8 protein-coding genes are annotated in these 14,233 nt (G+C 47.6%); 1 reads left to right on the top strand and 7 read right to left on the bottom strand.

The features are described from left to right. Nucleotides 1–17: 17 nt before the first annotated feature. The 7 genes from DWB79_RS01120 to dxs form a co-directional block, all read right to left on the bottom strand. Nucleotides 18–1,337 (bottom strand): V-type ATP synthase subunit B, encoded by a 1,320-nt coding sequence (locus DWB79_RS01120; RefSeq protein ID WP_016522223.1) that lies wholly within the window; start codon nucleotides 1,335–1,337, stop codon nucleotides 18–20. After that, nucleotides 1,318–3,111, bottom strand: coding sequence for a V-type ATP synthase subunit A (locus DWB79_RS01115; protein ID WP_016522222.1), 1,794 nt, complete (start codon nucleotides 3,109–3,111; stop codon nucleotides 1,318–1,320). The genes DWB79_RS01120 and DWB79_RS01115 overlap by 20 nt, the downstream gene beginning before the upstream one ends. Then, complete coding sequence (locus DWB79_RS01110; protein ID WP_016522221.1) at nucleotides 3,108–3,653, bottom strand: hypothetical protein; 546 nt, start codon at nucleotides 3,651–3,653, stop codon at nucleotides 3,108–3,110. The genes DWB79_RS01115 and DWB79_RS01110 overlap by 4 nt, the downstream gene beginning before the upstream one ends. A 3-nt stretch (nucleotides 3,654–3,656) precedes the next feature. Further along, on the bottom strand, nucleotides 3,657–4,271 hold the full coding sequence (locus tag DWB79_RS01105; protein ID WP_016522220.1) for a V-type ATP synthase subunit E: 615 nt from the start codon (nucleotides 4,269–4,271) through the stop codon (nucleotides 3,657–3,659). 70 nt (nucleotides 4,272–4,341) lie between these two features. Beyond that, complete coding sequence (locus DWB79_RS01100) at nucleotides 4,342–5,397, bottom strand: aldose epimerase family protein (RefSeq protein WP_016522219.1); 1,056 nt, start codon at nucleotides 5,395–5,397, stop codon at nucleotides 4,342–4,344. An 815-nt stretch (nucleotides 5,398–6,212) separates the two neighbouring features. Then, entirely contained in the window at nucleotides 6,213–8,999 is a 2,787-nt protein-coding gene (locus tag DWB79_RS01095) for an immunoglobulin-like domain-containing protein (protein WP_016522218.1), read from the bottom strand. Nucleotides 9,000–9,847: 848 nt separating this feature from the next. Next, the gene (dxs, locus tag DWB79_RS01090) at nucleotides 9,848–11,719 is read right to left on the bottom strand and encodes a 1-deoxy-D-xylulose-5-phosphate synthase (protein WP_016522216.1); all 1,872 of its coding nucleotides are present in this window, start codon (nucleotides 11,717–11,719) and stop codon (nucleotides 9,848–9,850) included. A 564-nt stretch (nucleotides 11,720–12,283) separates the two neighbouring features. On the opposite strand from dxs, the gene DWB79_RS01085 reads away from it, so the two are divergent. Next, a complete protein-coding gene (locus DWB79_RS01085; protein ID WP_016522215.1) occupies nucleotides 12,284–14,212 on the top strand; it encodes a DNA topoisomerase IV subunit A in 1,929 nt (642 codons plus the stop codon). Nucleotides 14,213–14,233 lie beyond the last annotated feature (21 nt).

The following is a 14,233-nucleotide window of genomic DNA, read 5'->3' as shown; positions in this document are numbered from 1 at the left end:
CTATATAAGGAAACGCATTAATCCGCGGAGGGATTGTTCTGCGCATCCTTGGGCCAGAAGGTTTTGATCAAATCGGACTTAATACCGGTTTCCTCAGGAGTAAAGCAGGACGAAAGAATCTTCCATCCGTTATCGAGCGCTTCCTCAAGCGGAATGTTTACCGACAAATCCATCATGCGGGATTCAAAAAGCTCACCGTATTTCAGCAGCTTGCCGTCCCATTCGCTCATCATAAAGCCCATCGACTTTTTCTCAAGCGTGTCCTTGTAGGAAGCATAGAGCTTGATCATATTATCCATGAGCGCACGGTGATCTTCGCGGGTCTTGCCGTTGACGTTCTGCTTGAGACGGGAAAGACTTCCGAACGGTTCGATGCGTCCGTGTTTAAGATAGAACTGACCTTCGGTGATATATCCGGTGTTATCGGGAACGGGGTGCGTTACGTCGTCGCCGGGCATGGTGGTAACGGCAAGAACGGTAACCGAACCTGCATCGTCAAAGTCAACCGCCTTTTCGTAGCGGGCGGCAAGCTGGCTGTAAAGGTCGCCGGGATAACCGCGGTTTGACGGAACCTGTTCCTGTATAATGGCAATTTCCTTCATCGCATCGGCGAAGTTGGTCATATCGGTTAAAAGGACGAGGACATCTTTGCCTTTGAGTGCAAATTGTTCACCGACTGCAAGACACATATCGGGGATCATCAAACATTCTACCGTTGGGTCGGCGGCAGTGTGTACGAACATCACCGTACGGCTCAGCGCGCCCGCTTCTTCCAGCGTATCCTTAAAATAGAGGTAGTCGTCGTATTTAAGCCCCATACCGCCGAGTACGATGACGTCAACCTCAGCCTGCATTGCGATACGTGCGAGCAGTTCGTTGTAGGGTTCACCAGAGCTTGAGAAAATCGGTAGCTTCTGGGAAACCACGAGGGTGTTGAATACGTCGATCATCGGAATACCGGTTCTGATCATCCGCTTTGCCATAATACGCTTGGATGGGTTTACAGACGGACCGCCGATTTCTACCATATTATCCTTGAGCATCGGGCCTTGGTCGCGCGGCTCTCCCGAACCGTTAAAGATACGTCCGAGTAAATCATCGGAAAAGCTTACCTGCATTTCCCGACCGAGGAAGCGTACTTCATCACCGGTGGAAACACCGCGTCCGCCTGCAAATACCTGTAGCGAAACAAGCCCTCTATCCAGCTTATTGACCTGTGCGAGCGAGGTGCCAAAGCTTGTCTGAACCTGCGCAAGCTCACCGTAGGACACATCTTCAGCCTTGACGGTTATAACCGAACCGTTAATGGATTCAATCTTACTGTACACTTTCTTCATGATGTGCCTCCGCTTCTTTTATGAGTTTTGCCGCTTTTTCATCAAGCCCTGTTGCCTTATCGGAAAGCGCTCCGGTAATAGCTGCTTCGTGCTTCTTAAATTCCGGCGATTCCCACGGCGAATAGTTATAGTCGATAAAGGACTGGCGCAGCTTGTTAAAGTATGCGCGGGCTTCATCCTTGGTATTAAAGGAGAACTGAGAGCCCAATATGCGCAGGATCAGTTTGTAAATATAGCGCTGGCGCTCTACGGAAACGGCATCGTCAACCTTATCGAAGGAGTTTTGCTGTAAATAAACCGCGTCAAGGAAGTCTCCCTTCAAGTAGACGATAAAGTCTTCCATACTGGTACCTTCTTCACCGACAACCTTCATCATCTGCTCAACTTCGGTACCGCGGCGGAGCATTCCTCTGCCGTATTCCACCTGCGCCGTTCCGAGTACGCTCGGGTATTTTGACCATGAATCGAGCGGGTGGATGGCGGGATATTTACGGGCATCGGAGCGTTCGCGGGAAAGTCCGTGGAATGCGCCGACAACTTTGAGCGTTGCCTGCGTAACCGGCTCTTCAAAGTTACCGCCTGCGGGGGAAACCGTACCGCCGATCGTTACGGAGCCTTTGCTGCCGTCCTTTAAGCGGACAATACCGGCGCGCTCATAGAATGCTGCAATGTAGGATTCCAAGTAGGCGGGGAAAGCTTCTTCACCGGGGATTTCCTCCAAGCGTCCGGACATTTCGCGCAAAGCCTGTGCCCAACGGCTGGTGGAGTCTGCAAGGAGCAGAACGTCAAGCCCCATCTGGCGGTAGTATTCGGCAAGGGTTACGCCGGTATAAACCGAAGCCTCGCGCGCCGCAACCGGCATCGACGATGTATTACAAATGATAACCGTCCGCTCCATCAGGGTTCGTCCCGTGCGGGGGTCGATCAATTCAGGGAATTCTTTTAAGGTTTCTACAACTTCACCGGCGCGCTCACCGCAGGCGGCGATGATTACGATATCAACCTCTGCGTTACGGCTGGTTGCGTGCTGTAAAACGGTTTTACCGGCGCCGAACGGCCCCGGAATACAATAGGTTCCGCCTTTTGCTACCGGGAAGAAGGTATCTACGGTGCGGATTTTGGTAACAAGCGTTTCAGAGGGCTTGAGCCGTTCGGCATAGCAGTCGATTGCACGCTTTACCGGCCAGCGGAAGCTCATCGTAAGCGGATACTTTTTTCCGCGCTCGTCGGTTACTTCCGCAATAGTTTCGTGTACGGTGTACTGTCCTGCCGGTTTAATGGAAGAAAGCGTGTATGTGCCGTACATACCGAAGGGAAGCATAATCCGGTGGGTAAAGTTCCCCTCCGGCACGGTTCCCAGCACATCGCCGCGCACGAGTGTGTCCCCTACCTGTGCAACCGGCGTAAAATCCCACTGTGCTTCGGTAGGAAGCGCATTGAGATAGATACCGCGCTCCAAAAAGTAGCCCGCCTTTTCTGCAAGGTCGGGGAGCGGGTTCTGCAAACCGTCATACACTCTGCCGAGCAGTCCCGGCCCAAGTTCAACCGACAAGAGATCTCCGGTAAACTCAACTTCATCACCGACGCGGATACCCTTGGTAATTTCGAATACCTGCATCTGAGCAACGGAGCCGCGTATACGGATGATCTCGCTCTTCAATTTGGTGTCGCCGATATGGACGTAGCCAACTTCGTTTAACGTAACCAGACCGTCAAACTCAACGCTGACCATATTCCCGTTAATACCGACTACCTTTCCTTTCGTTCCTCTCATATCTTTTCTCCGAGAATTTGTGTATAAATTGAGTGATATTCTGTGCGGCCGGTTTCCATCTTAAATTTTGAAGCCCGTTCGCTCAACAGTAATACAATTCCATAGCCGAAAACCGCTTCGCTGTCGTAAAAATGCAGTTTCCGCAGCTGATCCGCTGCCGCAAGCCGCGCATTCAGCAAATACCGTTCCGCCGCTAAGGGGTCATCGATGTTGGAAACCCCGCGCACAATAGCGCCGATATCAAAGGCGGAAGCAGGTGTTTCTGCCGGAGCAATCCGCTCATCCCGTTTCAGCTTTGCAGCGCGCATTTGTTCAAGCGCAAACCGCAGTTCCTGTTCAAACGCATACCATTCGTTCACCACAGCAGAAGCCGTATGGACAGCCTCGCGGGGCGGAACAAGCGTTAAAGACTCCAGCACTGCGGCATCTTTTTCATTTAGAAACCGCAGGGCAAGCTCTTTAAATTGCGCGTAAGAAAGCGGCGGGTCGGTGTGCGGCATAATTGACGGCAGCTGAGCCATCAAATAATAGTATGAAGCCACTCCTTATAACTCCTTTACCGCATCCTTCAACAGGCGTGCAGCACGTGAGCTGATATAGGCGGAGAACAAATCGGCGACCGCTTCTGCAGAAAAGTCGTAATATGCCGAACCGTCCTTTACCCCGATTCTAAAGCCGCCTGCAAGCTGTGCATCGGATTTAACCTCGATGCCTTTTTCAACCTCTTTCTTAAACGCAGCAAGCAAAGCGCTTTCCAGCTTTTGCGCATCTTCGGGAGAAAGAACAACGGAAATATCAGCTTCGTTTGTTTTAATCCAGCCTTTTACCGCTTCGGGGATCAGCGTTTTGAGTACATCGCTGTTATATGCCGCTGCGGTTTCCGCTTTGATGAGGGCATCGAGAGAAGCGGTAACTCCTTCTCTAAAGGCGATGAGCGCATTGCGGCAAGCCTGTTTAACGGCAGCCTCCGAAGCGTTTGTAAACCGTTGGGATTCGACTTCAGTCTTCTTCAACAAGGTTTCAGCCTCTTTTTCCGCATCCGCAACGATAGCCTTTGCCTTTTTCTCCGCTTCGGCAATGATACCCGCAGCTTGCTGTTCAGCAGAAGCAATACCGTCCTGCTTGATCTTTTCAACAAGATCCTGTAACTGAACTTCCATAATCAACTCACCTCTCTTATATTATATCGTATATATCGATTCGATCAATTTCTATTCTATCAGCCCTCTACTAAACCGTAAAGCGCCACTGTGTTTCGTGCTGATACACTTCGCCGGGATGCACCCACACGGAAGGAAACTCAGGGTGATGAGGCGAATCCGGTATATGCTGAGTTTCAAAGCACACGCCGGAATGCTTGTTGTACACATCGCCGTTTTTGCCCTGCTCTCCGCTTAAAAAGTTTCCGGTATACATCGTAATTGCCGGCTGTGTTGAATAAATACGCAGCGTCCTGCCTGTCGCCGGCTCAGTTACAACCGCAGCAAGCGGAATGTTGTCCGTGCTGTCCGCATCAAGCAGCCATGTGTCATCATAGCCGTTTTTCAATTGAGCAAAATCCTGTGATAACAACTTCGGCGTACGGAAATCGAACGGTGTTCCTTCTACCGGTAGCAGCTTGCCTGTCGGTATAAGCGAAGCGTCAACTTCTGCATAGCGGCTTGCCAAAAGCTGAACTTGATGATTAAGAGCCGAAATATAGCCGCTGTCCGCCTCCATTCCGGCAGGATTGAGATTAAAATAGGTATGGTTTGTCAGATTGATTGGTGTTGTCTTTGTTGTATGAGCTTCGTACCGAAGTGTAATGGTATTGTTTTTATTGAGGGTATACGAAACAGTAAGCCGGACTTCTCCGGGAAAACCTTGCTCACCGTCGGGGCTTATTCTGGAAAAACTCACCCCCGCCTCATCGTTGCCGGAAATAATGTCGGCTTGCCACAACTGCTTGTCATACGCAGGATAGCCACCATGCAGACAGTGTTTTCCGCCGTTATTGCGGGTCAGTGTATAGCATTTTTCTTCTATAGAAAAGCGAGCATTTGAAATCCTGCCTGCACATCGTCCGACAATGGAACCGAAATGAGGTTTGTTGCGGATATATCCTTCGAGCGTTGAATAGCCGAGCACGATATCGTCATATCCGCCCTTTGCTGCGGGTAATAAAATCGCGGTAATACAGCAGCCGTAATCGATTGCCGAAAACGACATTGTGCCATTAGAAACCGTAAAAATCGATACCGCATCTCCCGATGACAGCATCCCGAACCGCTCTTTCTTTACTTCCATAATACCTGCCCAAAGTTACCTGCAAAAAAAGCAAATGCTGGTATTTATTGTACAAGCATTTCCACAAATTTACAAGGATGCTTTTGCAAATATGCAGGGGAAACGCATCAGGCCGTTTTTTTAACACCCCCGCGGAAAAATTGAGACTATTCGACCAGAGTTGAACCTCTTCGCGGTTCAAATGGTCTCACAGTCTCAATTTTTCCGCGATTTTTATCTATTTTGCCTGATGCGTTTCCCCCTTTGCCGGAAAAATGTGCGAAATTTTATTTCCTTAAAATGCAACAGTTGAACAAAATATGAATTTTGGAAACTGTTGCATTCGTGCGCGAAAAGCGCACACATCAATACGCAAGTTTTCGAAAGAAAACTTGACGGTTAAGGTGAGCGGCGTCATTGTAGACGCTCACCTTATACCTATGAAATTTCGTACAGAAGGAAGGCAACCGCTGCAAATATTTTATAATGCGGTTACGAAAATATGCGACGCATTTACTGCGTTGCTCGTTCAGCGAAGTACGTCCATGTACTTCGCTGAACACAAGTTTGACCGGTGTCAAACTTGTTTCTGCTTAATACGCGCGGCATCCGTGCCGCCGCTCAACGTATCAGTACCGCCATGGATGGCGGGGAAGCTAAGCAGTAGCGATGTTTTTGCGTGAGCAAAAACTCGCGTCCAGCAGTGTACACGGATGTACACTGCTGGACAGGCTATTTTCAAAAGCGCTGGGGGCGGCGCATCTGCGTTTTAAAAGGCTGATGGAAAGAGTGTTGATTATATATCGGCCGCCTGTTTTAAAGACGGCCAATTGGTATTACAACTGAAACCAGTTTGACGGAATAGCTCTTCCGGAAAAGGTGAGGACGCCCGTAAAGGAAAGTGCACCGCTTATCTGCACGCTCAATGTGTGAGCGTCTTTATTTTCTCCGGTAATAGTTACGGTTATCTTTTTATCGGCTTCACCTCTTGCCTCTGCTGTGAAGGATGAGCTGCCGTTATACGACCGCGCAACAAACTCTTTTTTGCCACCACTACCTTGCTGTTTTATGCCTATAGTAACCATTTTAAACGTGCCGGATATCTCTATGGATGCTATATCTGGAGATGGGTTCTCTGCTCTGTATGTTCCCGGTTGGCGGAACCACGATGTACCGATACTATACTGTACGTTGGTGTACAAACTATCTTTTTCAATGAGATAGTAATATATATGCGGTTTTTTTGCACTTTCAAGCTGATCGTTGGCATAGGATCTAATCGATGATTTAACTTTCTTTTCAGCTTCCGTAAGCGGTACGGTTTCATCAAGACCCCATAGTTTATAGTAGAAATTGATTTGCCACCATTTTAAAAGCTCCTTAAGCGCCGTACTCTGTTCATCCTTCGTTTTTTTCAAAAATTCTTCATACGTCATCTTAAAATCCGCTTCGTTAGACAAGCCTTCAAAAAGGTCTTTAAGTTCTTCTTCAGTTCCATCGGACGGCGGCAAACCAAATTGTCCCTCGAGAGCGTTTCTAATGTCCCGCAACGTGATCAAAGGCTGTTGCTGCAATAGTAAGACAGAAATCTGCTGATCGAAGATTTCCTCAATCGCTCTGATGAAAATTTGCTGAGCAGCTTCGGGTGCGACAAGACTGCCATCGGCAATAATCCGCTCAAGCGTTGCTGTTATTGTTTTGGCAACGGCATCAATGCTCACACGGTATACGGCAGCAGGTTCACCGTCTCCATGGCACAGCGTCAGCTTATCGCCGTCAAATTCATAACTGCCTCCGGTGTTACTGTTTCCATAGATATTATTGGATTTTCTTGTAAACTTCTTCCGCGCCTTTACTGTTACCATTTTTGTTGCCGGTTCACTGGCAGCGTTTTTTTCCAGTGTTGCAGTCAATGTTACCGTCCGGTCAACCAAATCCCATGTCTCAATATGCCCGCTATTTCCGGCAATCTTTAGTATGCTGTCATTAGAAGATGACCATGTGAGTTCATACCCTGAGGGAGACTGCGGCAGCTGAATATCGGCATCAATTTCGGTCGGTATTCCGTTGATAATACTCTCTACAACGGCTTGAAGATTGGGTTCGTTGTTTTTAGGATATACGGTTACCGTAACGGTTTTTGAGGATTCGGCATTTCCTTTTTTTGCGGTTGCGGTTAATGTTACTGTCTGAGTTTCCGTTTCATGCGGTGTAACCGTACCGTCCGAAACTGAGATAACCCCTGCCGGTTCTGCCTTCCACTCTATATCGACTTCAACAGAAGAACTACTGCTACCGTTCGAAACGGAAACCGTTTCTTTGGGGCTTAACTGAATAGGCGTATCTTTCGTCACAAATGAAGGAATCGCTCTTACCGCCTGTTCTGCCGCACTGATTACCGCATCCTCATTTGTGCCGCGTACGGTAACATCAAAGGTCTTTGTTATGGAAACGGCGCTTCTTGTGATGGTTGCCGTTAGTGTTACCTGCGTGTTCTCTTCGGGACGAGTAATACTACCGTAACAGTTCCATTCATTTTCTTGCTTTATCTTGATTATGGCTTCATCGCTTGACTGCCAACTAATCTTAGTGTCATGTAATCCACTCACAGGAAGATTCAGCCAATGAGAGCTTATGCTGTCTGCAGTATCGCCGTTTTGAAAATAGAGTTTTAAAGCCTCTTTTGCTTTTTCAAGCTTTTCTTGATCCGTTAAGGTAGGTTTAAATTTGACTGTTACCGTTGTGTCTGCGGTAATTGTTACTCTTGCCGTTTGGCTTCCTGCGGCGCCGGAACCTCCTTCAAAGGCGCTGCCGTCGATGCTCCACGTATCAACACTATAATCGGAAAATGGTTTTGCGGTAAAGACAACGGTTTTCCCCTTTTCAACTTGATCCCCTGAATTGATTTTAGTGCCGTCAACTTTCGCTTCAAGGAACCCGTTCTCGCCGTCTACGCTAAAGGTTACCGTGTGCTTGGGCTGTGACGGCGCTTCCGAATGTTTAAAGGTTACCGCTATCGTTGTGTCTGCGGTAATTGTTACTGTTGCCGTTTGGTTTCCCTCAGCGCCGCCTGTTTTGAGCGCAGTGTTCGGAGAAACCGTCCATTTTTCTACCGTATAGCCGGATTGCGCCGTTGCAGTAAAGGTAATTTCCGTACCGTCCGCCACTTGCTTATCAGATGGAATTTCAGGAACAGAGGTTACCGTACCGTTTATCGGCGGGGTAAGCGTTACCGTGTGTTTGGTAATGGGTGTGCCATCTACTTCAAAGACAGCTTTTATCCGCACCGGCTGTGTTACCGTCAGTTTGTAAGTTGGTTCGTTTACGCCGGAGTCGGCTCCGTCACGTTCCCATTTTACAAACTTGTAACCGCCAAGCTTAGTTGCGATAAAGGTAAGTTCAGTGTTCTTATTTACCATGCCGCTGTCAGGTAGTGCAGGCATTACCGTTACATTGCCGCCGGCGGTCTTTTCGACCGTTACCTTGTACTGCGCAGCAGGCGTCTTGCTTCCGTTTTCTACAGGCGATTTACAGCCGAGAAACATTACTGCTGCAACGAGTGCAATGCAGGTAGAGAGCGTCTTCATAAAATGACGTATACTTTTCTTTGCATCATGATTCATAGAATTCTCCTGATCTTGATAATTTTATATTATGGATGATAAGGATGTCTCAAAAGTTGGTTAGTTTTTTGACAGCCCCATTCTTCATTATGAGGTACTCTTGAAATTCTGCCGACTAAACCCTTTAGGATGCTATGAGCAAATAAGGATAGTGTAGAAAAATGACGGCATCGCAGCCGGGCGCCGATTGAGAAAAGGCTAAACGAGTGCCAGTATATGGAATTGGTTTTTGCAGAAGTATGTTTTTTGAGCGTAGAGGGGTGTGGTGCAGAACAAAGCGGGCTGCTTATCTGGTTTTGGCTGAGAACGCTATCGGATGCTACATTGTACTGAATGCTGAATGCTGAATGCTGAATGCTGAATGCTGAATGCTGAATTGTGCCGGAAATTTTGTACGTGTCAAGTGCTTTACGGCATTTTCGAGAAAATTGATAGCGAGATAATTCTCCAATTCGGCTTTGCATAATGCTATTATTATAGAAGCAAAAAGGAGAGAATACAAGTGCTTTTGAAAATATGCAGGGGAAACGCATCAGGCCATTTTTTTAACAGCCCCGCGGAAAAATTGAGACTATTCGACCAGAGTTGAACCTCTTCGCGGTTCAAATGGTCTCACAGTCTCAATTTTTCCGCGATTTTTATCTATTTTCCCTGATGCGTTTCCCCCCTTTGCTGGAAAAATGTGCGAAATTTTAAGCAAAATTTCGCACAGAAGGAAGGCACCCGCTGCAAATATTTTATAATGCGATTGCGAAAATATGCGACGCATTTACTTCATTGCTGCGCGCAAATTAATTCTCAACGTATCAGTACCGCCATGGCTGGCGGTGCGATTGCTGCTTCGCATCTTAACGGCAGAGAGACAATGCGACTTTGGCAAGCTGTTCACCGGTTAGTCCGGCGCATTCAAGGATATCCTGCCGCGAACCTTGCATAAAGACCGTGTCGGGAAAGGCGCGTACTGCGGTTTTTATGTTCAAACATCGTTTTTGTATTAGAGCTTCCAGATAGTGCCCGACACCGCCGATATATGCGCCGTCTTCGATAAAGAGTACGGCAGGGTATTTTTGGACTTTTTCCAAGAAAAAAGCTTCATCGATGGGTTTTAAGAAGCGGAGATTGTATATATCAGCGGATATCCCTTTTTTTCCAAGCAGCTCTGCTGCTTGAACGGTTTCCGGGTATATACCGCCGGTGCACACTAGCAGCACATCGCTGTGTTCCGCCGTTACGGTGAACACACCACGGCCGGTTTCCATCGGAAGCAAAAATGCGGGGCATTCCGCTGCGCATGTATTCTTAGGGTACCGTATTGCAACCGGAGCATCCAACTGCAATGCCCATTCAAACATCGCCCGCATTTCCGCTGCCGAGGCGGGAGCGAGCACCGTCATATTGGGAATACTGCGTAAAAAGCAGATGTCATAGAGACCTTGATGGGTTTCGCCGTCATAGGGAACCGCTCCCGCACGGTCTATCGCAAAGATAACCGGCAGTTTTTGCAGTGCAACGTCATGGATGATTTGATCGATTGCCCGCTGCAAAAACGTACTGTAAATGGCTGCGATAGGCCGTAAACCGGCCGCGGCAAGTCCGGCGGCAAAGGTTACCGCATGTTGTTCGGCAATACCGACATCAAAAAAACGATCGGGAAACTGCTGCTGGAAGCGCTGAAGTCCTGTTCCTTGCGCCATTGCAGCGGTAATTGCGGCGATATCGTCTCGTTTTGCCGCCTCATCAGTGATAATATGAGAAAATGCCTCGGTAAAAGAGTTGGTACTCGCCTTTTCAATTTTTCCGTCGGCAATATTAAACGGGCCGATACCGTGGAAGGCGGAGGGATTATCTTCTGCGAGCGAGTAGCCTTTCCCTTTCTTTGTTTCAATATGAATAAGTACCGGTGCGTCAATATTTTTTACGTTGCGGAATACTTTTTCAAGTTCTTTTTCGTTATGCCCGTTCAGCGGTCCGACATACTCAAAGCCGAGATCGGTAAAAAGATTGTTTCTGTAAAAAATTCCCTTGGCGCCCCGCTTTAACCGGTGGATCAAAAAATTAATACGTCTGCCTAAAAACGGAATTTTACCGACAGCGGTATCAAAGATGTACTTAAACTGCTGATATCCTTTCCGCACGGTTAAACGGCTCAGGTATTCGGAAACGGCTCGTATGTTCGGAGAAATGGACATCTTATTATCGTTGAGGATAACAACCAGATTCTTTGTATATGGGGTAACATTCAGGAGTGCTTCAAAGGCCATGCCTCCGCTTAAAGCTCCATCACCGATAACAGCGATAACCTTTCCGTTTTGGTGCTGCAGCCTTCGCCCGATAAGAATTCCCTCGGCGGCCGAAATTGAGGTCGATGCATGTCCCGTATTGAATGCATCATGGGGGCTTTCTTCCCGTTTGGGGAACCCTGCGAGGCCGTCCTTTAAGCGGAGAGTTGAAAAATTATCATACCTTCCGGTTAGAAGTTTATGAGGATAGGATTGATGCCCCACATCCCAGATTATTGCGTCTTTAGGACTCGAAAACACCCGATGCAGTGCGATAGTTAATTCTATAACACCGAGATTACTGGCAAGATGTCCGCCGTTTGCACCGACTGTTTCCAGAATAATACTGCGCATTTCCTGCGCCAATATACGCAGCTCCTCTCTTGAAAGAGACAGCAGATCTTTCGGGTCATGTATTGATAAGAGTACGTTTTTATCCATTTATATGTTCAGTGAACTGCCGGATATATAAAAAAAGGGCTGTGAAGATACTCAACAAAGCCCTTTCTCACCGTAATAAAAGCGATAGAACAATACGCCTATAATAATCTTGCAAACAATAAAAATCCTTCTTATATGCTTTATACACCGGTATAGTGGTATAATCGAGAAGGATACAAGATTATTGAAAACCTCTAAAAAGCGTGATGATATTTTTAGAGGTTACTTGTTCTTATGTCTATTCTTTCGAAGCTTCTTCTTTCGTTTATGCGTTGCTATTTTCTGTCGCTTCCGTTTTTTTCCGCAGGGCACGTGAACACACTCCTTATTTATAAAGATAGGAGATAATAGCCGAACAGCAGTAAAAAGTCAAGGCTGCCGTTTTTTTCCATAAAATAGAGTAGGGCAGTAACATGGCGGTCGCTTTCTCAGTTTTCCAATTTTATGGAAGAAAAAACAGAAAACAGAATATTTTGCGGGATGTTAAAAAGAGAGTCTGATGCGTTTACCCTGCTGGCGAATCTGGACAATGTCGGTGTTTTCCGCTATGCTTAACAACCTTGTATGGATTATGTAGAAAGTTTATTTAACACGAATTTTTTAGAGTATGCCAGTTATGTTATCCGTGACCGCGCAATTCCCGATGTAGAGGACGGCCTCAAGCCGGTACAGCGGCGTATCCTACATTCTCTTTTTGAGATGGATGACGGAAAATTCCATAAGGTTGCCAATGTCGTCGGCTATTGTATGAAGTATCACCCGCACGGGGACGCTTCCATCGGCAACGCATTGACGGTACTCGCCAATAAAAGCCTCTTTATCGATAAGCAAGGGAACTTCGGCAACCTCTTTACGGGGGACGAAGCCTCCGCCCCGCGGTATATCGAATGCCGCATCACCGAATTTGCAAAAGATATCCTGTTTAATCCCCATATTACGCGATATGTTCCTTCTTATGACGGCAGAAATAAAGAGCCGGTCGTATTTCGCGCTAAGCTGCCGGTCGTATTGCTTATCGGGGCGGAAGGGATCGCTGTCGGTATGTCTACCAAGATACTTCCGCATAATATCCGCGAAATCATCGAGGCGGAAAAAGCCTGTCTTTCCGGTAAATCCTTTACGCTCTATCCCGACTTTCAGACCGGCGGGCTTATCGACGTGTCCGACTATCAGGACGGCAAGGGCAAGGTGCTGGTGCGGGCAAAGTTGGACACCTCCGACGATAAACGGATTGTTATCCGTGAACTCCCCTTCGGCAGCACTACCGAAAGCCTCATCGCTTCGATAGAATCGGCGTCGAAGTCGGGAAAGGTAAAAATTTCAGAAATTAACGACTATACGGCGGAACAAGTAGAAATAGAACTCAAGCTGCCGCGCGGCGTGTACGCAGCGGATGTTGTCGATGCGCTCTATGCCTTTACCGATTGCGAGCAATCGATCTCCTGTAATTTGCTGGTCATTCAAGACAATCTGCCGGTTCAAACGACTGTTACCGAGGTGATTAAAACCCACGCAAAACAGCTGACCGCTTTACTGAAAGATGAACTTTTGTATGAGCAGGAGATGCTTACCGACCGGCTGCACTTGAGAACACTTGAGCGGATATTTATCGAAGAGCGGATTTATAAAAAGATTGAAACGATGAAAACAGCCGAGTCGGTCATTAAGGCGGTTATCAAAGGTTTTGAACCGTTTAAGGCAGAGCTGATACGGGAAGTAACGGAAAACGATGTAGACCGGCTCCTTAAAATTCCCATTCGGCGTATTTCGCTCTACGACATTCAAAAAAACCGTGCCGAAGTGCAGGAAATTTCCGCTCGGCTCAAAGAGATAGCCCGTCTTTTAAAGAACCTTAAAAAGTATGCGCTCAGCGTCCTTGACGGAATCCTCGCAAAGCTGCCGCCTGAAGTTACGGCGCGTAAAACGGAGATTACCGGCTTTACCAAGGTAGATGTAAAAGAAGCGGTTAACCGTGATTTATCGCTCCGCTATGACGAAGCAACCGGCTACCTCGGCACCGCCGTAACTACTGGAAAAGAAATACTCAAAGTTTCGCCGTATGACCGCATCTTTATCCTGCGTAAAAGCGGGGTGTACACCGTTATGGATGTGCCCGACCGGCTCTTTGTCGATACCAACATGTGGTACTGCGGCTTTGCTGAAAAAGAATTATTGTCACAAATCCTCTTTACGGTTATTTATAAAGATGAGAAGACACAGTATCCGTATATCAAACGGGCGCGGATTGAATCCTATATATTGAATCGCGATTACCTGTTCGTACCGGATACGGCGACCGTGCTGTATGCGGGCACGGCAGAAAATTTTGAGTTTACGGTGCAATATGCGCCCAAGCCTCGAACAAAGAAAACCGAGGAGCGCTTCAAAACCGCAGATTATCCCGAAAAGGGATTAAAAGCGCAGGGTGTACGTCTTGCGGAACGGGAAGCGGAAGCTGTGGCGCCGGTAGCGAAAAGAAATAGTAAAAAGTAACGATGTACCTCTAAAAATGTG

Origin of the sequence: Treponema medium (assembly GCF_017161265.1) — a bacterium.
Classification (GTDB): domain Bacteria; phylum Spirochaetota; class Spirochaetia; order Treponematales; family Treponemataceae; genus Treponema; species Treponema medium.
The sequence above is the reverse complement of the archived record's forward strand: the minus strand, read 5'-3'. Positions and strand labels throughout refer to the sequence as shown.

What these genes read in the sequence shown, in the direction of transcription:
- dxs (WP_016522216.1), bottom strand. Translation starts at nt 11,719, where the DNA reads ATGGATAAAAACGTACTCTTATCAATACATGACCCGAAAGATCTGCTG.
- DWB79_RS01115 (WP_016522222.1), bottom strand. Translation starts at nt 3,111, where the DNA reads ATGAGAGGAACGAAAGGAAAGGTAGTCGGTATTAACGGGAATATGGTC.
- DWB79_RS01095 (WP_016522218.1), bottom strand. Translation starts at nt 8,999, where the DNA reads ATGAATCATGATGCAAAGAAAAGTATACGTCATTTTATGAAGACGCTC.
- DWB79_RS01085 (WP_016522215.1), top strand. Translation starts at nt 12,284, where the DNA reads ATGGATTATGTAGAAAGTTTATTTAACACGAATTTTTTAGAGTATGCC.
- DWB79_RS01100 (WP_016522219.1), bottom strand. Translation starts at nt 5,397, where the DNA reads ATGGAAGTAAAGAAAGAGCGGTTCGGGATGCTGTCATCGGGAGATGCG.
- DWB79_RS01105 (WP_016522220.1), bottom strand. Translation starts at nt 4,271, where the DNA reads ATGGAAGTTCAGTTACAGGATCTTGTTGAAAAGATCAAGCAGGACGGT.
- DWB79_RS01120 (WP_016522223.1), bottom strand. Translation starts at nt 1,337, where the DNA reads ATGAAGAAAGTGTACAGTAAGATTGAATCCATTAACGGTTCGGTTATA.